The sequence below is a fragment of the Ferrovibrio sp. genome, assembly GCF_046297895.1.
GTDB lineage: Bacteria > Pseudomonadota > Alphaproteobacteria > Ferrovibrionales > Ferrovibrionaceae > Ferrovibrio.
Genome location: NZ_JBKBHC010000002.1, coordinates 303,135 through 324,569, shown reverse-complemented (window position 1 = coordinate 324,569; position 21,435 = coordinate 303,135). Strand labels below are relative to the sequence as shown.

General features: G+C 66.3%; 20 protein-coding genes. 15 read left to right on the top strand and 5 right to left on the bottom strand.

Annotation, left to right across the window (positions count from 1 at the left end; genetic code table 11):
- Positions 1-114: 114 nt before the first annotated feature.
- From ACK4FK_RS04130 to pnp, 14 genes are all read left to right on the top strand, one after another.
- Positions 115-996: a hemolysin family protein gene (locus ACK4FK_RS04130; protein WP_409741507.1), complete on the top strand. Its 882-nt coding sequence runs from the start codon at positions 115-117 to the stop codon at positions 994-996.
- Position 997: 1 nt separating this feature from the next.
- Complete coding sequence (gene lnt, locus ACK4FK_RS04125) at positions 998-2,563, top strand: apolipoprotein N-acyltransferase (protein ID WP_409741504.1); 1,566 nt, start codon at positions 998-1,000, stop codon at positions 2,561-2,563.
- Positions 2,564-2,663: 100 nt separating this feature from the next.
- Positions 2,664-3,110, top strand: coding sequence for a helix-turn-helix domain-containing protein (locus tag ACK4FK_RS04120; RefSeq protein ID WP_409741503.1), 447 nt, complete (start codon positions 2,664-2,666; stop codon positions 3,108-3,110).
- A 126-nt stretch (positions 3,111-3,236) separates the two neighbouring features.
- Positions 3,237-4,451 (top strand): methionine adenosyltransferase, encoded by a 1,215-nt coding sequence (gene metK / locus ACK4FK_RS04115; RefSeq protein ID WP_409741500.1) that lies wholly within the window; start codon positions 3,237-3,239, stop codon positions 4,449-4,451.
- Between the two features lie 2 nt (positions 4,452-4,453).
- Positions 4,454-5,173: a tRNA (guanosine(46)-N7)-methyltransferase TrmB gene (trmB, locus tag ACK4FK_RS04110; protein ID WP_409741498.1), complete on the top strand. Its 720-nt coding sequence runs from the start codon at positions 4,454-4,456 to the stop codon at positions 5,171-5,173.
- 27 nt (positions 5,174-5,200) lie between these two features.
- Positions 5,201-5,854 (top strand): CbtA family protein, encoded by a 654-nt coding sequence (locus tag ACK4FK_RS04105; protein ID WP_409741495.1) that lies wholly within the window; start codon positions 5,201-5,203, stop codon positions 5,852-5,854.
- 216 nt (positions 5,855-6,070) lie between these two features.
- Positions 6,071-6,607 (top strand): ribosome maturation factor RimP, encoded by a 537-nt coding sequence (gene rimP, locus ACK4FK_RS04100; RefSeq protein WP_409741492.1) that lies wholly within the window; start codon positions 6,071-6,073, stop codon positions 6,605-6,607.
- A 49-nt stretch (positions 6,608-6,656) separates the two neighbouring features.
- A complete protein-coding gene (nusA, locus tag ACK4FK_RS04095; protein ID WP_409741489.1) occupies positions 6,657-8,189 on the top strand; it encodes a transcription termination factor NusA in 1,533 nt (510 codons plus the stop codon).
- Positions 8,182-8,652: a DUF448 domain-containing protein gene (locus ACK4FK_RS04090; protein ID WP_409741486.1), complete on the top strand. Its 471-nt coding sequence runs from the start codon at positions 8,182-8,184 to the stop codon at positions 8,650-8,652. The genes nusA and ACK4FK_RS04090 overlap by 8 nt, the downstream gene beginning before the upstream one ends.
- Before the next feature lie 126 nt (positions 8,653-8,778).
- A complete protein-coding gene (gene infB / locus ACK4FK_RS04085; RefSeq protein WP_409741483.1) occupies positions 8,779-11,613 on the top strand; it encodes a translation initiation factor IF-2 in 2,835 nt (944 codons plus the stop codon).
- A gap of 30 nt (positions 11,614-11,643) precedes the next feature.
- On the top strand, positions 11,644-12,135 hold the full coding sequence (rbfA, locus tag ACK4FK_RS04080; protein ID WP_409741480.1) for a 30S ribosome-binding factor RbfA: 492 nt from the start codon (positions 11,644-11,646) through the stop codon (positions 12,133-12,135).
- 12 nt (positions 12,136-12,147) lie between these two features.
- A complete protein-coding gene (truB, locus tag ACK4FK_RS04075; RefSeq protein ID WP_409741478.1) occupies positions 12,148-13,053 on the top strand; it encodes a tRNA pseudouridine(55) synthase TruB in 906 nt (301 codons plus the stop codon).
- A gap of 18 nt (positions 13,054-13,071) precedes the next feature.
- Positions 13,072-13,341 carry a 30S ribosomal protein S15 gene (gene rpsO / locus ACK4FK_RS04070; RefSeq protein WP_374302297.1) on the top strand — a complete coding sequence of 90 codons (270 nt, stop codon included), beginning with the start codon at positions 13,072-13,074 and terminating at the stop codon, positions 13,339-13,341.
- Between the two features lie 267 nt (positions 13,342-13,608).
- Entirely contained in the window at positions 13,609-15,753 is a 2,145-nt protein-coding gene (pnp, locus tag ACK4FK_RS04065) for a polyribonucleotide nucleotidyltransferase (RefSeq protein WP_409741474.1), read from the top strand.
- An 80-nt stretch (positions 15,754-15,833) separates the two neighbouring features.
- Here pnp and ACK4FK_RS04060 read toward each other — a convergent pair whose 3' ends face one another.
- Positions 15,834-16,586 carry a substrate-binding periplasmic protein gene (locus ACK4FK_RS04060; protein WP_409741471.1) on the bottom strand — a complete coding sequence of 251 codons (753 nt, stop codon included), beginning with the start codon at positions 16,584-16,586 and terminating at the stop codon, positions 15,834-15,836.
- Between the two features lie 265 nt (positions 16,587-16,851).
- Here ACK4FK_RS04060 and ACK4FK_RS04055 point away from each other — a divergent pair, with 265 nt between their 5' ends.
- Entirely contained in the window at positions 16,852-17,697 is an 846-nt protein-coding gene (locus ACK4FK_RS04055) for a hypothetical protein (protein ID WP_409741468.1), read from the top strand.
- A 10-nt stretch (positions 17,698-17,707) separates the two neighbouring features.
- On the opposite strand, the gene ACK4FK_RS04050 is transcribed toward ACK4FK_RS04055, so the two are convergent.
- From ACK4FK_RS04050 to ACK4FK_RS04035, 4 genes are all read right to left on the bottom strand, one after another.
- Positions 17,708-18,151: a PaaI family thioesterase gene (locus ACK4FK_RS04050; RefSeq protein WP_409741465.1), complete on the bottom strand. Its 444-nt coding sequence runs from the start codon at positions 18,149-18,151 to the stop codon at positions 17,708-17,710.
- 262 nt (positions 18,152-18,413) lie between these two features.
- Positions 18,414-19,889, bottom strand: a complete 1,476-nt coding sequence (locus tag ACK4FK_RS04045) for a tripartite tricarboxylate transporter permease (RefSeq protein WP_409741462.1) — start codon at positions 19,887-19,889, stop codon at positions 18,414-18,416.
- A 1-nt stretch (position 19,890) separates the two neighbouring features.
- Entirely contained in the window at positions 19,891-20,364 is a 474-nt protein-coding gene (locus tag ACK4FK_RS04040) for a tripartite tricarboxylate transporter TctB family protein (RefSeq protein WP_409741459.1), read from the bottom strand.
- A gap of 12 nt (positions 20,365-20,376) precedes the next feature.
- The gene (locus ACK4FK_RS04035) at positions 20,377-21,357 is read right to left on the bottom strand and encodes a Bug family tripartite tricarboxylate transporter substrate binding protein (RefSeq protein WP_409741456.1); all 981 of its coding nucleotides are present in this window, start codon (positions 21,355-21,357) and stop codon (positions 20,377-20,379) included.
- Between the last annotated feature and the right edge of the window lie 78 nt (positions 21,358-21,435).

The following is a 21,435-nucleotide window of genomic DNA, read 5'->3' as shown; positions in this document are numbered from 1 at the left end:
GCCGGCAAAATCGAAGACGGCGAAGAAGAAAGCCGTGGCGAAGAAGAGCGTGAAAAAGAAGAAGGCCGTGCCGGCCCGGGCAGGGAAGCCCGAGGCACGGAAGAAGAAGGCAGCATGAGCGAGTCCCGCGAAAACGGCGGCAATACCCTGTGGCAGCGTCTGCTGGCGCTGCTGCGCGGGCGCGGCGAGGAAAGCCTGCGCGACAGCATCGAGGAACTGCTGGAAGAGCATGCCGACGATACCGCCACGCCGGAAGAAACGGCCGAACGCGCCCTGCTGCGCAACGTGCTGGAAGTGGGCGAGATGCGGGTGGGGGAAATCCGCGTGCCGCGCACCGACATCATCGCCGTGCCGGCCGATATCGATTTTGAGAAGCTGGTGAAGACCCTGGTGGACGCCGAGCATTCCCGGCTGCCGGTTTATCGCGAAACGCTGGATGACGTGATCGGCATGGTGCACGTGAAGGACGTGCTGCCCTATCTGGCCGGCCGCAGCGGCTTCGCGCTCGAGAAGGTGGTGCGCAAGCTGCTCGTGGTGCCACCCTCGAAATCGGTGCTGCAGCTGCTGCGCGAGATGCGCGATACCCGCATCCATATGGCTGTCATCGTCGATGAATATGGCGGCGTGGATGGCCTGGTCACCATCGAGGACCTGGTCGAGCAGATTGTCGGCGAGATCGACGACGAGCATGACGAAACGGCGGGTGGGCTGCTGATACAGCGTGCGGATGGCGTGCTAGAGGCCCATGGCCGCTGCCCCATCGAGGACCTTGAGCAGAAGCTTGGCCGGCAGTTGCTTGATCCCGAGATAGACGAGGATGTCGACACCGTCGGCGGCCTGATTGTCTCCCATCTCGGCCGCGTGCCGTTGCGCGGCGAGCAGATCGAGCATCCCGCCGGGCTGGCCATCGACGTGCTGGATGCCGACCCGCGCCGGGTCAAACGTGTGCGTATCCGGCCGCTGCCCGAGCAGTCGTCCAGCGCCGACGCCGCCTGACATGAACCGGCTGAGCGTGCCAGTTGCCCGCTGGCAGGGCCTGGTGGGCTGGCGTCGCTATGGCGCAGCCGTGCTGCTCGGCGGCATGCTCGCTGCGGCGCAGGCGCCATTGTATCTGTGGCCGCTCGGCCTGGCCGCTCTGGTCGCCATGCAGCTACTCGTGGTCAGCGGCAGCCGGCGGCAGGCCTTCCTCACGCTCTATCTTTTTGCCTATGGCTATTTCGTCGCCGGGCTGTACTGGATCGGCATCGCCTTCTTTGTCGATGCCGAGCGCTTCGCCATCCTGTTGCCGCTGCCGGTGCTGGGCCTGCCGCTGTTGCTGGCGCTATTTCCTGCCGGCGCCGCCTGGCTCGGGGATCTGGCTGGCGGCCGCAATCCGGTCTGGCGCCATCTGCTGCTGCCCTGCGGCTGGCTGCTGGGCGAATGGCTGCGCGGCTGGGTTCTGACCGGCTTTCCGTGGAACCTGGTCGGCTATGTCTGGGGCATGGCGCCTTTCGCCATGCAGCCGGCGGCCTGGATCGGCGCCCATGGCCTGGGCCTTGTCACCATGCTGGCCTGCAGCGGCCTGGCCTTGGCCGCTGCGCCGCAATCGAACCGGCATCTGCGTTTGGCGGCGCTGGCTTTGCCGCTCGGCTTTGGTCTGCTGCTCGCGGCCGGCGCCTGGCGCGTCGCCGTTGCGCCGTTCGAATCGGTGTCCGGCGTCCAGTTCCGCCTCGTGCAGCCGAGCGTGCCGCAGACCCTGAAATGGCGCGACGATCTGCGGCAGAAGCATCTCGAGGCGCATATCGCCCTGACCTTGCAGCCGGCGGCCGTGCCGCCCACGCATATCGTCTGGCCGGAAACCGCGATCCCCTATCTGCTGGACGAGGAAACCGCCCTGCGCGCCGCCCTTTCCCGGCTGGCGCCATCCGGCGGCGCGCTGATCACCGGTGCGCCCAGACGAAGCTTCGACCAAACCCGCAGCCTGGTGCTCTACAACAGCATCTTCGCGCTCGGCCCCGATGGCGCGCTGGCCGCGCAGTACGACAAGATCCACCTGGTTCCGTTCGGCGAATACCTGCCGCTGCGCGCCCTGCTGCGGCCGCTGGGGCTGGATGCGCTCGCGGTCGGCAGCATCGACTTCTCGCCAGGCGCCGCCGCCGCCGCCATGGCCATTCCCGGCCTGCCGCCGGCCCGCGCGCTGGTCTGCTACGAGGCGATCTTTCCCGCCGAGATCGCAGCGGCGGGCCCGCCGGCCCGCTGGCTGCTCAACATTACCAACGATGCCTGGTTCGGGCGCTCGTCGGGCCCCCACCAGCATCTAGCCGCCGCACGGTTCCGCGCCGTCGAGCAGGGCCTGCCGCTGGTGCGCGCCGCCAATAACGGCATCAGCGCCATCGTCGATCCCTATGGCCGCATGATCGCCAGCCTCGGCCTGGATGCAGTCGGCGTGGTCGACGGCCCGCTGCCCAGGCCGCTGGATGCCGCGCCGCTTTATGCCCGGTTGGGCGATGGCCCGCTGGTCGGGCTCGCTCTGGCGCTGCTGCTGCTGGGATGGCTGGTTAACCGTAGACGGATTAATCATTGACCGGGCCGGCACATGTCGCTTTATTCACCGGGTAGCCGCAGAAGCGGCCTTTGATTGCCGCCCGCTCGACAGACCGGGCAGAAGCGTGAAGGACAGTCCAGTGCCGAAGAATTCGGTTGATGTGCATGTGGGGAATCGTCTGAAACTGCGGCGTGCCATGGTGGGCATGAGCCAGGACCGGCTCGGCCAGCTGGTCGGCCTGACATTCCAGCAGATCCAGAAATACGAAAAGGGCGCCAACCGCATCGGCGCCAGCCGCCTGTTCCAGTTCGCCACGATCCTGGACGTGCCGCCGGCCTATTTTTTCGAGGGCCTGCAGGGCCATCGGGTGGAGGCCCGCAACGGCCGCCTGCTGGAGCCGGCGGTGTCGTCCGGGGACCAGCTCCCCTCCTTCAGCCGCGAGGATGTCGAACTGCTGCGCGCCTTCCACCAGGTGCAGCAGCCCGGCCTGCGCCGCCGCATCATCGACCTGGTCCGCGCCATGGGCGGCCAGGAAATGGCGGAAGATATCGATCCCGCACCATTGCGGTCCCTGCATTCCGCTTGACCCCCGCCCCCGGCTCTGCGAAATAACCGGACTTTCGCAAATTCCCAATTCCGGCGTGCGCCAAGCGCCGGTGCGGGGCGAAACAGCTTCGGGCCGGTTGGCGCGGCCGCTTGAGGAGATAAAGACGTGGCGCGTTCCTCTTACCTGTTTACCAGCGAATCGGTTTCCGAAGGCCATCCCGACAAGGTCTGCGACCGTATTTCAGACTCGGTGCTCGACCTCTTCCTGAAGGAAGACCCCTATGCCCGCGTGGCCTGCGAGACGCTGACCACCACCAACCGCATCGTGCTGGCCGGCGAAGTCCGCGGCCCGAAGAGCCTGGTGTCGAAATCGGGCGCGGTGAACAAGAAGAAGATCGAGGAAGTCGCCCGCGCCGCCGTGAAGGATATCGGCTACGAGCAGAAGGGCTTCCACTGGAAGACCGCCAAGGTCGACGTGCTGCTGCACGGCCAGTCGGCCGACATTGCCGTGGGCGTCGATGCCGCCGGCAACAAGGACGAAGGGGCCGGCGACCAGGGCATCATGTTCGGCTATGCCTGCAACGAGACGCCGGAACTGATGCCGGCGCCGATCCAGCTTTCGCACAACATCCTCAAGCTGCTGGCCGAAGCCCGCCACAGCGGCAAGGAGCCGCTGCTGGGCCCGGATGCCAAGAGCCAGGTCACGCTGCTCTACAAGAACGGCAAGCCGACCGGCGCCACGGCCATCGTCGTCTCCACCCAGCATGCCGCCAAGGACAAGAAGGGCCGCGAACTGGAATCGGGCGACATCAAGCGCATCGTGCGCCCCTATGTGCTGAAGGCCCTGCCCAAGGGCTGGATGTGCGATGACGAGCATTTCTACGTCAACCCGACCGGCCGCTTTGTCATCGGCGGCCCGGACGGCGATGCCGGCCTGACCGGCCGCAAGATCATCGTCGACACCTACGGCGGCGCGGCACCGCATGGCGGCGGCGCCTTCTCGGGCAAGGACCCGACCAAGGTGGACCGCTCGGCCGCCTATGCCGCGCGCTACCTGGCCAAGAACGTGGTGGCCGCCGGCCTGGCGCAGAAATGCCTGATCCAGCTCTCCTATGCCATTGGCGTGTCGCATCCGCTGTCGGTCTATGTCGACACCTTCGGCACCGGCAAGGCGGACGAGAACAAGATCTCCAAGGTGCTGCAGGAGTTGATGAGCCTGTCGCCGCGCGGCATCCGCGAGCATCTCAAGCTCAACCGTCCGATCTACGCCCGCACCGCCGCCTACGGCCATTTCGGCCGCAAGCCGGACAAGGATGGCGGCTTCTCGTGGGAGAAGACCGATCTGGTCAAGGACCTGAAGTCGGCCTTCAACGTCCGCTAAGCGTGTCTGAGGACGAGTCCGCGGCCGCGCCGCGGCGCCTGATCTACGGGCGCCGGCGCGGCCGCAAGCTTTCTCCCACCCGCGAAGGCCGCTTCGGCGCATGGCTGCCGCGCGTGTCCTTCACGCTGCCCGCGCCGGGCGTCACGCTCGATCCGGCCACGCTGTTTACGAGTCCGAAGCAGGCCTACTGGGTCGAGGTCGGCTTCGGCGATGGCGGGCATATGTTCGAGCTCTCCGAACGCCATCCCGAGATCGGCTTCATCGGCATCGAACCTTACGAGCATGGCGTCGCCAAGCTGGTTATGCGGATCGCTGAGCGCCACGAGCGCGGCGATCATCGTGATAACATCCGCATTCTCACCGACGATGCCCGGCTGCTGCTCAAGGCGCTGCCCGATCAATCGGTGCAGCGTGGCTTCACGCTGTTTCCCGATCCCTGGCCGAAGAAGCGGCACCAGTGGCGGCGCATCGTGAATGCCGACACGCTGGCCGAATGGGCGCGGCTGATCCCGTCGGGCGGCGAGTTGCGCGTCGCCACCGACGTGCCGGATTACCAGCGCTGGATGCTGCGCCATATCCTGGCCGAACCGCGTTTCGAATGGCTGGCTGAGGGCAGCGCCGACTGGCTGCACCGGCCCGATGACTGGCCGGCCAGCAAATACGAGCAGAAAGCCATCGCCGCCGGGCGGACTCCGCACTACTATCGATTGCGTCGGGTTTAACCGAGCAGTCCTTGCGGGGGAGGGCGGATGCCGTTCCGGCTGGGCGCTGCGGCGGCCATGGCCGCCATCAGCGCAACCCTGGTGCTGATGATCGTCAAGGCGGTGGTGGCGCCGCCGGACAGCCCCGATATTGCCGGTCGCGAGGGATTTCTGCTGCAGCATGTGGCGACCGGGCTGGTTGCCGGCCTGGCCCTGCAGTTGGGCTTCCGCCGGTTTGGCCTGCCGGGTTATGCGGGTGGCCTCGCCTGGGGGCTGGGCGGATTCCTGGCTGTGGTGCTGGTGCCCTGGCTGATCCTGCCGCTGGAACTGCCCGGGGCCTGGCCGCGCGACGCCCTCGGCCTGCTGGTCTGGCTGTTCACCGTGGCCTGCACGGCCGCCGGCCTGATCCTGCTGTGGCCGGGCCGTTTTCCGGGCATGTCGCGCCGCTCGATCCTGCTGCTGGCCGGCGGGCTGCTGCTGCTTCCGTCCTTCGTGGTGTCCAGCCTGCCGGAATCGACCGCCCTGCCGGCCGATGCCGGCGATCCGCTGGTCCGGCTCAATACCGGTCTCGATTTCACGCCCGGCGCCACCGACATTGCGCTGGGGGTGGAACTGGCCCTGGCTCTCGACCTGCTGTTCTGGCTGCTGCTGGGGCTCTTTTCGGTTCTGGCGACCCGCCGGCTGGTGCTGCGCCAGGATTGAGCCCGGGCCCCCCGCACAGCCTGAAAAGCCTTGCATTGACGGAATTTGCCGCTATAACAGCCTCCGACATTGCTGGCCTGGTCCATGGTCGGATCGGGAAATTGGATATGGGCCGGTCGGCCCATTTTTTGTTTGTGCCGTATGGGTTTAGCGACCCGCCGGCAGAACCGGGCTGGCGGGTTTCAGACCTGAGTTTTTAAGGACGACTGCGCACGCATGGATGCGGCGACCCGGATTGCGGACATGATTGCGCCCACGCTGGAGGCCATGGGCTTCCAGCTGGTGCGCGTCAAGCTGCTTGGCGCCCAGCGGCCGGTGCTGCAGATCATGTTCGAACGCGACACCGGCGGTGCCCCCCATGACGGCGGCATCACGGTGGAAGACTGCGCCGATGTCAGCCGTGCGGTAAGCGCCCTGCTGGACGTGGAAGACCCGATCAGCGGCGCCTACCGGCTGGAGGTTTCTTCGCCGGGCCTCGATCGCCCGCTGGTGAAGCCGGTCGATTTCGAGCGCTTCAAGAGTTTCGAGGCCAAGATCGAGCTGGCCCGGCCGCTGGAGGGCCGCAAGCGCTTCCGTGGCCGTCTCAAGGGCCTGCGCGGCGATGTTGTGCTGCTGGCCGACGAGGAATCCGGGGCGGAGACGTCGCTGCCGGTGGCCGAGATCGCCAATGCCAAGCTGGTCGTCACCGACGACCTGATCGCCGCCTCGCTGGCCGGCCGCCAGGATCGGGTACAGCAGGGCGCGGCAGAGTGAAGTTTCAATCAGGGATTTGTACGGGTAACGAGTTCGAGGAACAGGAACAATGGAAACGGTGACCAGTTTCAACCGGCTCGAGCTGCTGCAGGTGGCCGATGCCGTGGCCCGCGAGAAGGCCATCGAGCGCGATGTCGTGCTGATGGCGATGGAAGATGCCATCCAGAAGGCGGCGCGCTCGCGCTATGGCCTTGAGAACGACATCCATGCCGAGATCGACCGCAAAACCGGCGAGATCCGCCTGGAGCGGCATCTGCAGGTGGTCGACAAGATCGAAAACGATGCCGTCGAGATCGGTGTGATCGAGGCGCAGCGCCGCAATCCCGACGCCCAGGTGGGCGATGTGATCGCCGAGCCGCTGCCGCCGATCGATTTCGGCCGTATCGCCGCGCAGACCGCCAAGCAGGTGATCGTGCAGAAGGTGCGCGAGGCCGAGCGCGAGCGGCAGTACAACGAATACAAGGACCGTATCGGCGAGATCGTGAACGGCCTGGTCAAGCGCGTGGAATACGGCAACGTCACCATCGATCTGGGTCGCGCCGAGGCGATCCTGCGTCGCGACGAGCTGCTGCCGCGCGAGACCTTCCGCCAGGGCGACCGCTGCCGCGCCTATATCTACGATGTGCGCCGCGAACCGCGCGGGCCGCAGATTTTCCTGTCGCGCTCGCATCCGCAGTTCATGGCCAAGCTGTTCGCCCAGGAAGTGCCGGAAGTTTACGACGGCATCATCGAGATCCGCGCCGTGGCGCGCGATCCGGGCAGCCGCGCCAAGATCGCCGTGTTGTCCAACGACAATTCGATCGATCCGGTCGGCGCCTGCGTCGGTATGCGCGGCAGCCGTGTGCAGGCCGTGGTGAACGAACTGCAGGGTGAGAAGATCGACATCATCAAGTGGTCGCCCGATCCGGCCACCTTTATCGTCAACGCGCTGGCCCCGGCCGAAGTGGCCAAAGTGGTGCTGGACGAAGAAGCCAATGCCGTGGAAGTCGTGGTGCCGACCGACCAGCTCTCGCTGGCCATCGGCCGTCGCGGCCAGAATGTGCGTCTGGCCTCGCAGCTCACCGGCTATGACATCGACATCCTGACCGAGGAAGAAGAGTCCGAGCGCCGCCAGAAGGAATTCCGCGAGCGCAGCCAGCTCTTCATCGACTCGCTGGATGTTGACGAGACGCTGGCGCAGCTTCTGGTCACCGAAGGCTTCACCAAGGTCGAGGAACTCGCCTATCTGCCGGTCGAGGAGCTGGCCGAGATCGAGGGCTTCGACGGCGATATCGCCAACGAACTGCACGAGCGGGCACTGGAATACATCGAGAAGCGCAACTCCGAATTCGAGGACAAGCGCAAGGCGCTGGGCGTCAGCGACGAGGTGGCCGGGATCGAGGGCCTGACGCCCGCGATGCTGGTCGCGCTCGGCGAGAAGGGCGTCAAGACGCTGGACGACCTGGGTGACCTGGCCGGCGACGAATTGCAGGAAATCGTCGGCGAGGGGCTGTCGAATGAGGATGCGAACGCCATCATCATGGCGGCGCGTCAGCACTGGTTCGAGGGCGAAGAGGACGGTGCCGGCCAGGCGGATGCCTGACGGCAAGGCTGGTCCGCAGCGCCGCTGTTTGCTCAGCGGCCTGCGCGCAAAGCCGGACCACCTGCTGCGCTTCGCCGTCGATGCGGCCGGCGCGGTGGTGCCGGATCCGGCGCATCGGCTGCCCGGCCGCGGCCTCTGGCTGGCGCCGGGGCCCGATGCGGTGGCGGCGGCCAGGGCCAAGGGCGCCTTCGCCCGCGGCGCGAAACGCAGGCTGCAGGTGCCGGATGATCTGGCGACCCGCAGCGTGACGGCCTGGATGGCGCATGTCGCGGCCCAGGTCGAAAAAGCCCGGCGTGCCGGGCTGGTAATGGCCGAAGGGGCCGCAACGGTGGGTGGCGACGTGCTGCTTGCCGATGCCGGTTCGCTCGGTCTGGGGCGGCTGGCGCTGAGGCGCACGCCGTTCACCGGCCGCCTTGCGGCCGATCTGGCATTGCTCGCCAGGCTGGTCGAGGCCGCACGATAGGCGGTTGACGGGCTGGGTGGGCGGTGTCATCACCCGGGGCGCGCCATGGCTGGTGCGCCGCGGAACAGGGTTTAATGCATCGGACCGATGCGGATGGTTTTTGAGCGGTAGGCGGAAGCGGACTGTATGAGCGACGTGAACGAGCAGGACAAGGACAAGGCGGCGGCACGGCCCAAGCGGCTGGAGCTGAAGAAAACCGTCGAGACCGGCCAGGTGCGCCAGAGCTTTAGCCATGGCAGGACCAAGGCGGTGACGGTGGAGGTGCGCAAGAAGCGCACCATCGTGCCGCCTGGCGCCGCTGCCGGCAAAGCCGAAGCCGCTCCGGCTGCTGCGACGCCGGCGCCCGCAGCCAAGCCTGCCGCGCCGAAAGTCGCCGCGCCCAGCGTGCATGTACCGTCCTTGAGCGAGAAATTCGCCGAGCACGATGCTGCCAAGGCGGCCAAGGCCGCCGAGGAGGCTGCCGCGCGCGCCGCCGAAGCGGCCAAGGTCGCCGCCAAGCCGGCCGCCTCGGCTCCGGCAGCCGAGACCGAAAGCAAGCCGGCCGCCGCCGCCCCGCGCGCGGAGGCGGGCCATAGCGGCCCGCGCATGACGGCGCAGCCGACCGGCGATGTGCGCCCGGGCCGCGGTGCCGCCGCGCAGCGCCCGCAGCGCCCAACCGGCATGGTGCTCAAGCCGATGTCGGACGAGGAGCGCCAGGCGCGTGGCCGCGTCAACGAGGATGAGCGCCGCAAATTCGCCGAGATGCGGCGCGTGGCCGAAGAGGATATGCGCCGCCGGCAGGAGGAACTGTCCCGCGTTCATGCCGAGCGCGAGGCCGCCCTGCGCCGCCAGGCCGACGAGGATGCGCGCAAGCGCGCCGAGGAAGAGGCGCGCAAGAAAGCCGAGGCCGAAGCGGCCCGTCGCCTGAACGCGCCGGAAACCGTCGGCACCGAGGCCGCTCCCGGCGCTGCGCCAATCGGCGCCCGCGTTGCCGTGGACGACGATGAAGAAGGCGGCAGCAAGCGCCGCGGCGCCGGCGGCAAGGCTGCACCGGCCAAGGCCGCGCCAAGCCGCGGACGCGACGGCGCGCAGCGCCGCGCCGGCAAGCTCAGCGTCACCAGCGCGCTGGACGAAAACGAGCGCGTGCGTTCGGTGGCTTCGTTCCGCCGCCGCATCGAACGCGAGAAGCGCGCCATGCACCAGGGCGCCACCGAGCAGCAGAAGATCCTGCGCGACGTGGTGATCCCCGAGACCATCACCGTGCAGGAACTGGCCAACCGCATGGCCGAGCGCGGCGTGGATGTGATCAAGGCCCTGATGAAAATGGGCGTGATGGCCACCATCAACCAGACCATCGATGCCGATACCGCCGAACTGGTGGTGGGCGAATTCGGCCATCGCGTGCAGCGCGTGGCGGAGTCCGATGTCGAGCTTGGCCTGGGCGGCGAGAAGGACGTCGAGGAGACGCTGCTGCCGCGTCCGCCGGTCGTCACCGTCATGGGCCATGTCGACCACGGCAAGACCTCGCTGCTCGATGCCCTGCGTCAGACCGACGTGGTCAGCGGCGAAGCCGGCGGCATCACCCAGCATATCGGCGCCTATCAGGTGCACCTGAAGTCCGGCAAGGCGATTACCTTTCTCGACACGCCGGGCCACGAGGCCTTCACGCAGATGCGCGCCCGCGGCGCCAAGGTCACCGACATCGTGGTTCTGGTGGTTGCCGCCGACGACAGCGTGATGCCGCAGACGGTGGAGGCGATCCATCATGCCAAGGCGGCCGGCGTACCGATCGTCGTGGCGATCAACAAATGCGACAAGCCGCAGGCCAACCCGCAAAAGGTGCGGCAGGAGCTGCTGAACCACGAGATCGTGGTCGAGCAGATGGGCGGCGAAGTGCAGTCAATCGAGGTTTCGGCCAAGACCAGGAAGGGCCTCGACACCCTGGAAGAAGCCATCCTGCTGCAGGCGGAAATCCTCGATCTCAAGGCCAATCCCGACCGTCGCGCCGAGGGCGTGGTGGTGGAAGCCAAGTTGGAACGCGGCCGCGGCTCGGTCGCCACCGTGCTTGTACAGCGCGGCACGTTGCATGTCGGCGACGTGTTCGTCGCCGGCTCATCCTGGGGCCGCGTGCGCGCCCTGATTGACGATCACGGCAAGAACGCCGTGTCGGCCGGTCCGGCCGTGCCCGTGGAAGTGCTCGGCCTGCAGGGCACGCCCGAGGCCGGCGATGAATTCGTCGTCGTCGACAACGAGGCGCGCGCCCGCGAAGTCGCCGAGTTCCGCGAGCGCAAGCAGCGCGAGGCCAGGAGCGCCATCTCGGCGCGCGGCTCGCTCGACCAGATGTTCGCCAAGATCAAGGCCGGCGAGCAGAAGGAGCTGCCGATCGTGGTCAAGACCGACGTGCAGGGCTCGCTGGAGGCGATCATCGGCGCGGCGCAGAAACTGGCCACCGATGAAGTCAGCGTGCGCATTCTGCATGGCGCTGTCGGCGCGATCAGCGAATCCGACATCGCGCTGGCAGCGGCCTCCAAGGGCGCCATCATCGGCTTCAACGTCCGTGCTTCCAAGCAGGCACGTGAAATGGCCGAGCGCGATGGCGTCGACATCCGCTACTACTCGATCATCTACAACGTGCTGGATGACCTGAAGGCCCTGCTGTCGGGCATGCTGGCGCCGTCGATCCGCGAACGCTTCCTCGGCTATGCCGAAATCCGCGAGGTGTTCAACATCACCAAGGTCGGCAAGGTTGCGGGCTGCATGGTCACCGAAGGCCTGGTCAAGCGCGGCGCCAAGGTGCGCCTGCTGCGCGACAACGTTGTCATCCACGAGGGGCAGCTCTCCACGCTCAAGCGCTTCAAGGACGATGTCCGCGAGGTCAAGCAGGGCATGGATTGCGGCATGTCGTTCGAAAACTACGACGACATCAAGCAGGGCGACATGATCGAGTGTTTCGAACTCGAGAGCGTGGCGCGCGAGCTCTGAGCCCGCCGCCGTCCGACGGAGTGATGGGCCATGGCACAGCGCAGCAAGGGCGCCCATAGCGGCGCGCGCGGCGGCCGTTCGCAGGGAGGGCGCTCGCAAGGGGGCCGCTCCCAGGCCGATCTGCCCGGCGGCCGCAGCCAGCGGCAGCTCAGGGTCGGCGAGGAACTGCGCCATATCCTGAGCGACATCCTGCTGCGCGGCCATTTCCGCGATCCCGATCTGATCGACGGGGTGTCCGTTACCGTCACCGAGGTGCGCATCAGTCCCGACCTGCGCAATGCCACCGCCTTCGTGATGCCGCTGGGTGGTGAAGATGCCACCAAGACGATCGCCGCGCTGAACCGCGCCCAGGCCTATATCCGTACCGAGGCCGCCCACCGCATCAATCTGCGTCTGGCGCCGAGTTTTTCCTTCAAGCTGGATGAAAGCTTTGACGAGGCGGCCCGGGTGGAACGTGCGCTGAAGCATCCCGCCGTGCAGGCCGACCTGAAGAAACCGGCCGACGACGAGACCGAGGAATGAAGCGCGGTTCCTATGAAGCGTAGGGGCCGCCCGGTCCATGGCTGGGTGATCGTCGACAAGCCGCTTGGTCTGACCTCGACCCAGTGCCTCGCCAAAGTGCGCCGCCTGACCCAGGCGGCCAAGGCCGGCCATGGCGGCACGCTTGATCCGCTCGCCAGCGGCATCCTGCCGATCGCGTTGGGCGAGGCGACCAAGACCGTGGCCTATGTGATGGGTTCGGGCAAAACCTACCGTTTCACCGTGCGCTGGGGCGAGGCCACCAGCACCGACGACGCCGAAGGCCCTGTGATCGCCCGCTCGGATGTGCGGCCGACCCGGCCCGCCATCGAGGCCATGCTGCCGGGTTTCGTGGGCGAGATCATGCAGCGCCCGCCGGCCTATTCGGCCCTCAAGGTGGCGGGCGAGCGGGCCTACGACCTGGCCCGGGCCGGGCAGGCGCCGGAACTGGCCCCCCGGCCGATCCGGATCGATGCCCTGAGGTTGATCGATGTTCCTGATCCGGACCATGCCGTCTTCGAGGTCGATTGCGGCAAGGGGGCCTATGTGCGGGCCCTGGCGCGGGATTTCGGCGAAGTCCTGGGCTGTTTCGGCCATGTCGCCGCCCTGCGCCGCACCCGGGTCGGCCGCTATGACGAATCCCGGGCGTTTTCGCTGGATTCGCTGGAGGAACTGTGCCAAAAGGACGCCGCGCACGCGTATCTGCTGCCGGTTGAAACCGCGCTGGACGACATCCCGGCCCTGGTTGTGACCGGCCCCCAGGCCGACCGCCTCAGGCACGGCCAGTCGATCCGGATCGCGTTGGCGGCCCCCGGACTCCCGCCGGAAGGAGAAATGCTGGTGAAAGCCGACGGCAAGGCCGTTGGAATTGCCGAGCGTCTCGCCGACGAGGTCCGGCCGCTGCGTTTGTTCAACCTATGATGTCGCGGAGTTAGTCGCATGACCATTACTGCCGAGCGCAAGACCGCGCTGGTTTCTGAATTCGCCACCAAGAAGGGCGACACCGGTTCGCCGGATGTCCAGGTGGCCCTGCTCACCGAGCGCATCAACAACCTCACCGAACACTTCAAGACCCACAAGAAAGACGTGCATTCGCGTCGCGGCCTGCTGATGATGGTCAGCAAGCGCCGCAGCCTGCTCGACTATCTCAAGCGTACCGATCCGGCGCGTTATGACGCGCTGATCCAGCGCCTGGGTCTTCGCAAGTAAAGATTATGGCCGCTGGCGCGACAGACACCGCGAGCGGCCGTATTCCGGACACGACATGCCACGCCCGCCTTCGGTGCTTCAGCCGGGGGCGGGCGTCGGTGTTTCGGGCATAGTCCGGACAGGCCGGCATTCGGGATGGGCCCGCAATGCCGGTTTGCCGAGGCCGGCTGACGATCAGCCGCATCGGCCGGGCGGAAGGCGATGGGCGCCGTTCCGCCGGGCGCTGCCAGTCAGGGACTGCAGTGCTTCAGAAGGAAGAAGGTCAATATGTTCAACATCCACAAAACCGAATTGATGTGGGGCGGGCGCAAGCTCGTGATCGAAACCGGCAAGATCGCCCGTCAGGCCGATGGCGCCGTGATGGTGACCTATGGCGACACCATCGTGCTGTGCACCGCCGTTGCCGCGAAGCAGGCCAAGCCGGGGCAGGACTTTTTCCCGCTCACCGTGAATTACCAGGAGAAGACCTTCGCTGCGGGCAAGATCCCCGGCGGCTTCTTCAAGCGCGAAGGCCGTCCGAGCGAGAAGGAGACGCTGGTCTCCCGCCTGATCGACCGCCCGATCCGCCCGCTCTTTGCCGAGGGTTTCCGCAATGAGACCCAGGTGGTCGCCACCGTTCTGTCGCACGACATGGAGAACGATCCCGATATCGTCGCCATGGTTGGCGCCTCGGCCGCGCTCACCATTTCGGGCATTCCCTTCATGGGCCCGATCGGCGCCGCACGCGTTGCCTATATCAACGGCGAATATGTGCTGAACCCGACCAAGTCGCAGATGGCCGATTCCAAGCTCGATCTCGTCGTCGCCGGCACTGCCGACGCCGTGCTGATGGTGGAATCGGAAGCCCAGCAGTTGCCGGAAGACGTCATGCTCGGCGCCGTGATGCATGGTCACAAGGGTTTTCAGCCCGTGATCGAGGCGATCATCGGCCTGGCGGAGCGCGCCGCCAAGGAGCCGATGCCGCTGTCCGAGCGCGCCGGCTACGAAGCCGCGCTGAAGAAGCTGGAGGAATCCGGCATCGAGGCCGAGCTGCGCGTCGCCTACCAGGAAAAAGTCAAGCAGGCCCGCTACGCCAAGGTGGCCGAGGTGAAAGCCAAGGCCAAGGCGCTGTTCGCCGAGGGCGAGGCCAATCCGGTCGATGTTTCCGATGCCTTCAAGGACCTGGAAGCCAAGGTCGTGCGCTTCAACATCCTCGATACCGGCCTGCGCATCGACGGTCGCGACACCAAGACCGTCCGCCCGATCGTTTCGGAAATCGGCGTTCTGCCGCGCGCCCACGGTGCCGCGCTGTTCACCCGTGGCGAGACCCAGGCGCTGGTTGTCACCACGCTGGGCACCGGCACCGACGAGCAGATCATCGACGCGCTGGACGGCGAATACCGCGAAAGCTTCATGCTGCATTACAACTTCCCGCCCTACTCGGTCGGCGAAGCCGGCCGCATGGGTTCGCCCGGCCGTCGCGAGATCGGCCATGGCAAGCTGGCCTGGCGCGCCGTGCGTCCGCTGCTGCCCAGCAAGGAGGAGTTCCCCTACACGATCCGTGTCGTGTCGGAGATTACCGAGTCGAACGGCTCCTCCTCGATGGCCACCGTCTGCGGCAGCTCGCTGGCGCTGATGGATGCCGGCGTGCCGCTCAAGGCGCCGGTGGCGGGCATCGCCATGGGCCTCATCCTCGAGGGTGAGCGCTATGCCGTGCTGAGCGACATTCTTGGCGACGAGGACCACCTCGGCGACATGGACTTCAAGGTGGCCGGTACCGAACAGGGCGTCACCTCGCTGCAGATGGACATCAAGATCGCCGGTATCACCGAGGAGATCATGCGTGTCGCGCTGGATCAGGCCAAGCATGGCCGTATCCACATCCTGGGCGAAATGGCCAAGGCAATCTCGCAGAACCGTGCCGGCGTGAAGGACAATGCGCCGCGCATCACCACCATGAGCGTGCCGAAGGACAAGATTCGCGAAGTGATCGGTTCCGGCGGCAAGGTGATCCGCGAGATCGTCGAGAAGACCGGCACCAAGATCGACATCGAGGATGATGGCACGATCAAGATCGCCTCCAGCGATCCGGCCGCCGCCGATGCCGCCGTGCAGTGGATCAAGTCGATCGTCTCGGAACCCGAGGTCGGCATGATCTACAAGGGCAAGGTCGTGAAGATCGTCGATTTTGGCGCCTTCGTGAACTTCTTCGGCAGCCGCGACGGTCTCGTCCACGTTTCGGAAATGGCGCCCAAGCGCGTCAACAAGCCGAGCGATGTGGTATCGGAAGGCCAGGAAGTGCGCGTCAAGGTTCTGGGCATCGACGAGCGCGGCAAGGTTCGCCTCTCGATGAAGGTGGTCGACCAGGCCACCGGCGAGGACCTTTCCAACAAGCCGAAAGCCGAGGAAGGCGAAGCGGCCCAGGCCGACTGAGACGCCCGAGGACTCTGCTAACGAAAAGGCCGGGAGCGATCCCGGCCTTTTTCATGCTCTATGGATTGCGCTAATCGGCATCACGACGGCGCGGTCAGGGCCGCCAGCGGCGCGATGATCCGCTGGTAGCGGCCATCAGAACGCATGGCGCGATACGCGGTGCGCAGCTTTGCCACCGTGTCTGGCGGCAGGTTGGCCGAAGCGGCGATCCAGAACGACAGCAGGGCGAAGGGTTCGCCGGAGCGCAGATCGACCGGATTGAAATCCAGTCCGCGCCAGGTCGCACGGCCCACGGCCTCCAGGGCGAACCAGCTTTCGATCCGCCCGGCCTGCAACAGGCGGGCATTGTCGTTTTCGCTGGCATTCGCCTCGATCTGCTCGAGGCCGAGCGACTGCAGGATGTACTGCAGCTCGGACCCGCGCATGACGCCGATCACCGGCAGGGTGCGGGCGGCATCGAGAACGTTGACGGTCGGGGTTTCGCGACGGGTGAAAAAGACCGCCCGGTCGGCAAAGACCTCTCCGATCCAGATATAGCGCTTTTCCCGCTGCGGGGTGCGCAGCAGGGCCGGATACAGCGTGTTGCCCCGGTCAAGCGCAAGTACCGCACGCTGGAACGGCAGCAGTCGCACCGTGGGATTGCTGTCGATGCTGCGTGCCAGATGCTGTACCAGTTCCACAGCCGGACCGCTGGCGATGCCGCCTTCGTCGAAGATGTAGGGCGGCCGGGGCGGCGCCACGATCTGCAAGGCCGATGGGTCGGCCTTCTGCGCCACGGCCTGACCGGCCGGCAGGGCCAGAATCGCCATCGCCATGATCGCGGCTTTATACAACTGTGTCTCCCATTGAGTGCCTGACTATTCTTGCGGAAATTTAGAAGCAGATCGACTTACAAATTGATTATTCCCCGATTCCCGCAGCGCGGATCGCTGCGGTGCGGTAAAATTACACCATTCCCGATTCGCGGAATTTCTCCGGCGGATCCCCAGGGCTTTAAGCAATGCCGTTGCCTGATTCCTGCCGTTTTCCCGCGGCAAAATGCCGGACATGATGCATTTAACTGCCATCGGAACCGGGATTTTGCCTTGGCGGGCCGGCTTGGTCCTGCTGTCGGTTTTGCTGGGCTTGTCAGTCGCGCCAGCATCCCTTGCCCAGGCCCCGGGCGCCGCGCCGCAGCAGCCTGACGAAACCGAGGATGTCGCCGCCGGTGCCACAATCGTGCGCGGCAGCTACAGCGCGGGGGACACAACCGCCGACTGGGAGGCCGCCATCAAGGACGGCAAGCCGGAACGCATCGCCGAGTGGCGCCGGTATGGCGATTTCGGCAGCGCCAATGTGGTGTTCAGCTTCCATAACGGCGAGTTGATGCATTACGGCGAGCATGGCCGCCGGCGCGGCGGCCAGGCCGGCTCGATGGACGGCTTCCGCCGGGTCGAGCTCAGCCTGTCGTTCGCCGACGGCCGGTTCCGCGACGGACACAAGACGGTAGACGGCATCGAAACCGAACCCACTGAGGCTGAAATCCGGTCGGCACAGCTTCAGGCCAAGGTGGCGCTGGAGCGGCTGGCCGTCGCCCGCCCGGCCTGGCAGGAAAGCCGGCGGTCGACCAGCTTTTCAATCGCTTCAGTGCCGGAATCCGTTCCCTCGGCAGAGGCCCGCCGCCTGGCCGGAGCCGGCGGCGAGATCGTCTTTCGCTGCAGCGACACCCTGCATGCGGTGCTGGGGGCGGCAGAGGACCGGCTGGTGGTCGAGACCCGCGACCGGCCGCCGGTCACGCTGATGCGCCAGCCGCCCGGGGCGCGATACGACTATTTCGGCGCCGGCTGGGGCGCCGAGCGCCGTGGCGAGGAAATCCGCCTGGACGAAGCCAGCGGACGCAGCCTGACCTGCCGGATCGTATCGGCCGCGCCGCCGCCAGCGGCATTGCCGCCGAACGGCCAGTAGTCCCGGTCCGTCAGGCCGGTTCGCGATCGGTCACCTTGAACACCGCGGTGGCCTTGTTGGTGATTACCGGGTTCCCGGCCGGCCCGGTCTGCAGCACGCATTCCACGGTGACGAAGTTGCCCTCGCGCCGGATCTCGGCCAGATGGCATTCCAGCCAGGCCCCCATCGGGGCGGGCCGCTTGTATTCCATGCCCAGGCGGATGGTCCACATCGTGCCGATCTCACGGCGCTGATCATGGACGAAGGCGGCCATGAAGGTGTCGGCCAAGGTGGCGAGGAACCCGCCATGCCCGGTGCCATGCCGGTTGGCGTGTTTGGGCCGTACATGCAGGCCATAGACCGGCGGTTGCCCGGGGCGCTCCAGCACATACACTTTGCCAAGGGTGCGGAAGAAGGGGGAAACCGGCGGCAGGATCTTGAAGCCGTCCGGGACCGAATGGGGTTTGGGTTTCATGCCAGTTTCATCGCCCATGCATGGCGTGAAGACAAGCCATGCGGGCATTGCATCGAAACCAAAAAAGAGAGGGGCGACCGGGGGGAGGCCGCCCCTCGAGGGGGGATCGTTGGGGGAGGAAAAAGGAAGGGACAACGCTGCAACATCATCCGCTCCTGTGAATTATATATAGAAGCCTGACGCCGGGTTTTCAGTGATGGGAGTCACGATTCGCGCGTGACGCGATTCGGTCACTTTCCCGCCATTAACCGGTCCGCCGTTCTCAACCCCGGCGGCGCAGCACCAGGGGCAGAAGCAGCAGCGCCAGCGCCAGGACCAGCAGCGTCGCGCTCAGCGGGCGCGTTGCGAAGACGCTGAAATCGCCGCCCGAGATGGTGAGCGCGCGGCGAAATTCCTGCTCTGCATAGGGACCCAGGATCATGCCGATCACGGTCGGCGCAACCGGGAAATCGAAACGGCGCATCAGGTAACCCACGCCGCCGATAAGATACAGCAGGATCAGGTCCACCGGCGACTGGCTGATGCCATAGGTGCCGATGGTGGCGAAGACGAGAATGCCGCCATATAGCCATGGCGCGGGGATTGCGAGAATCTTCGCCCATAATCCGGCCAGGGGCAGGTTCAGCACCAGCAGCATCACGTTGCCGACATACAGCGATGCGATCAGGCCCCAGACCAGCTCGGGCTGATTCTGCAGCAACAGCGGCCCGGGATTGATACCGTAGGACTGGAAAGCCGACAGGATGATTGCCGCGGTGGCAGATGTTGGCAGACCAAGCGCCAGCATCGGCACCAGCACACCCGCCGCCGAGGCATTGTTGGCCGCTTCCGGTCCGGCAACGCCCTCGATGGCGCCCTGGCCGAATTCCTCGGGATGTTTGGAGAGTTTCCGTTCGACAAAGTAGCTGACGAAGGTAGGAACCTCGGCGCCACCGGCGGGCAGGGCGCCGAACGGAAAGCCGATGGCCGAACCGCGCAGCCAGGGTTTCCATGATCGCCGCCAGTCCTCGCGCGTCATCCATGCGCGTCCCTTGAGCGGCGTCAATGTGGCCTGGCCCAGCGGCCGGCTGGCCAGATACAGCGTCTCGCCGACGGCAAACAGGCCGACAGCCACCACGATCACGTTGATGCCATCCAGCAGTTCGGGAAGGCCGAGGGTGAAACGCGGCTGGCCGGTCTGCAGGTCGATGCCGATCAGGCCGAGCAGGATGCCGAAGGCAAGGGAGGTGAGGCCGCGCAGCACCGAACTGCCCAGTACGGCCGACACCGCCACGAAGGCAAGCATCATCAGCGCGAAATAATCGGCCGGTCCGAACTGCAGGGCGAAGTCGACCAGCGGCGGTGCCAGGAAGGTGATGCCCAGCGTGCCGAGGGTGCCCGCGACAAAACTGCCGATGGCAGCCGTGGCCAGAGCGGCTGCGGCGCGTCCCTTGCGTGCCATCTTATGGCCTTCCAGGGCCGTGATGATCGTGGCGCTTTCGCCCGGCGTATTGAGCAGGATCGACGTGGTGCTGCCGCCATACATGGCGCCGTAGTAGATTCCGGCGAACAGGATGAAGGCGGCCGTGGCCGGCACATGGAATGTAATCGGCAGCAGCAGCGCAATGGTCAGTGCAGGCCCGAGACCCGGCAGCACGCCCACGGCCGTACCAAGCGTCACGCCAAGCACGGCCCAGAGCAGGTTCGCCGGTTGCAGGGCGACCGAGAAGCCATCGGCCAGCAGGCCCAGGGTTTCCATGTCAGATCCAGCCTTCCATGACTCCGGCGCCAATATTGATGCCCAGCAACCGCGCAAAACCGAAATAGGCAATGGCGGCAAAGACTGCGCCCACGATGATATCGCGCAGCGGTTTGCGGCTGCCGAAGGCGCGGGCAGTGCAGGCGAACAGCAGAATCGAGGCTGGCACGAAGCCCAGCGGGGCAATCAGGCCCGCATTCAGGGCCAATCCCAGCAGCAGCCAGCCGGCGGCCCGCAGATTAAGCGGCGCGGCGGCCGCCTCGGGCTCGCTTTCCCATTGGCCGCGCCAGGCCTGTGCCAGCAGCGCCGCGCCCAGTCCGATCAGCAGGGCGCTGGCGGCATAGGCCATCACGGTTGGCCCGACGCGCGCATACATCGGCGAGACCGGAATCCGCGTGGTTTCGAACAGGGCCAGCATGCCCAGTCCGATCACGCCGAGGGCGACGAGCGCTTCAGGTCTGCGCAGGCGCGTCACTGCTATGCTGCCTTATGCCAGGCCGATATCCTTCAGGATCGCCTCGATGCGGGCGTTTTCCTGTTCGATGTATTTGGCATAGGCGTCGCCAGCGAGGAAAATCCCGGTCCAGTCGCGGGCCTTGAGCTGCTCCGCCCAGGCCGGGCTGGCATTCAGCTTGGTCATCAGGTCGATCATGGCGGCGCGGTCGGCATCCTTCACGCCGGGTGGCGCGAACACGCCGCGCCAGTTGAACAACTCGACATCCAGGCCCTGCTCCTTGATGGTGGGCACGTCGATGCCGGGTTGGCGCTTGTCGGCCGAGATCGCCAGGGCGCGCAGCTTGCCGGCCTTCACCTGTTCACCGAATTCGCCATAACCCGAGATGCCGCAGGTCACCTGGTTGCCCAGCAGGGCCGCCAGGGCCGGGCCGCCGCCCGAATAGGCCACATAGGACACCTTCTTCGGATCGGCGCCGGCCGCCTTGGCGATCATGCCGGCCAGAATATGGTCGGATCCGCCGGCCGAGCCGCCGGCCCACGACACCTTGGCCGGATCGGCCTTGAAGGCGGCGACCAGGTCGGCCATCGACTTGATCGGCGAGGCCGCCGGCACGACCACGACCTGGAATTCGCCGGTCAGGCGCGCGATCGGCGTTACCTGCGACAGTTTCACCGGCGACTTGTTGGCGATCAGGGCACCAACCATCACCATGCCGGCAACCATCAGGGCGTTGCCCTGGCCTTTCCACTGGTTGACGAATTGCGGCAGGCCGACGGCACCGCCTGCGCCGCCTACATTGGTCACCTGCGCGCCCTTGATCAGGTTGGCCTGCTTAAGCGCCAGTTCGATCGACCGCGCGGTCTGATCCCAGCCGCCGCCCGGATTGGCCGGCACGAACAGCTTGAGGGTGTCTATCGACTGTGCCCGAGCCACTCCCGGCAGGCCGGGCATCAGTCCGATTGCGGCAGCGCCATAGACGGTGGAGCGGAGAAAGGTGCGGCGGTGCATCATGCTGTCCTCCCCGGACGATGTCATGTCATTGTCCAAAGTAGAGGCCGCCGCCAACGACATGACAAGAGGCCCGCGAAA

Excerpts from the sequence above, each read along its gene's own strand:
- lnt (WP_409741504.1), top strand. The coding sequence starts at position 998 with ATGAACCGGCTGAGCGTGCCAGTTGCCCGCTGGCAGGGCCTGGTGGGC.
- ACK4FK_RS04045 (WP_409741462.1), bottom strand. The coding sequence starts at position 19,889 with ATGGAAACCCTGGGCCTGCTGGCCGATGGCTTCTCGGTCGCCCTGCAA.
- rpsO (WP_374302297.1), top strand. The coding sequence starts at position 13,072 with ATGACCATTACTGCCGAGCGCAAGACCGCGCTGGTTTCTGAATTCGCC.
- ACK4FK_RS04130 (WP_409741507.1), top strand. The coding sequence starts at position 115 with ATGAGCGAGTCCCGCGAAAACGGCGGCAATACCCTGTGGCAGCGTCTG.
- ACK4FK_RS04105 (WP_409741495.1), top strand. The coding sequence starts at position 5,201 with ATGCCGTTCCGGCTGGGCGCTGCGGCGGCCATGGCCGCCATCAGCGCA.
- rimP (WP_409741492.1), top strand. The coding sequence starts at position 6,071 with ATGGATGCGGCGACCCGGATTGCGGACATGATTGCGCCCACGCTGGAG.
- ACK4FK_RS04050 (WP_409741465.1), bottom strand. The coding sequence starts at position 18,151 with ATGAAACCCAAACCCCATTCGGTCCCGGACGGCTTCAAGATCCTGCCG.
- truB (WP_409741478.1), top strand. The coding sequence starts at position 12,148 with ATGAAGCGTAGGGGCCGCCCGGTCCATGGCTGGGTGATCGTCGACAAG.
- rbfA (WP_409741480.1), top strand. The coding sequence starts at position 11,644 with ATGGCACAGCGCAGCAAGGGCGCCCATAGCGGCGCGCGCGGCGGCCGT.
- ACK4FK_RS04035 (WP_409741456.1), bottom strand. The coding sequence starts at position 21,357 with ATGATGCACCGCCGCACCTTTCTCCGCTCCACCGTCTATGGCGCTGCC.
- pnp (WP_409741474.1), top strand. The coding sequence starts at position 13,609 with ATGTTCAACATCCACAAAACCGAATTGATGTGGGGCGGGCGCAAGCTC.
- nusA (WP_409741489.1), top strand. The coding sequence starts at position 6,657 with ATGGAAACGGTGACCAGTTTCAACCGGCTCGAGCTGCTGCAGGTGGCC.
- infB (WP_409741483.1), top strand. The coding sequence starts at position 8,779 with ATGAGCGACGTGAACGAGCAGGACAAGGACAAGGCGGCGGCACGGCCC.
- ACK4FK_RS04090 (WP_409741486.1), top strand. The coding sequence starts at position 8,182 with ATGCCTGACGGCAAGGCTGGTCCGCAGCGCCGCTGTTTGCTCAGCGGC.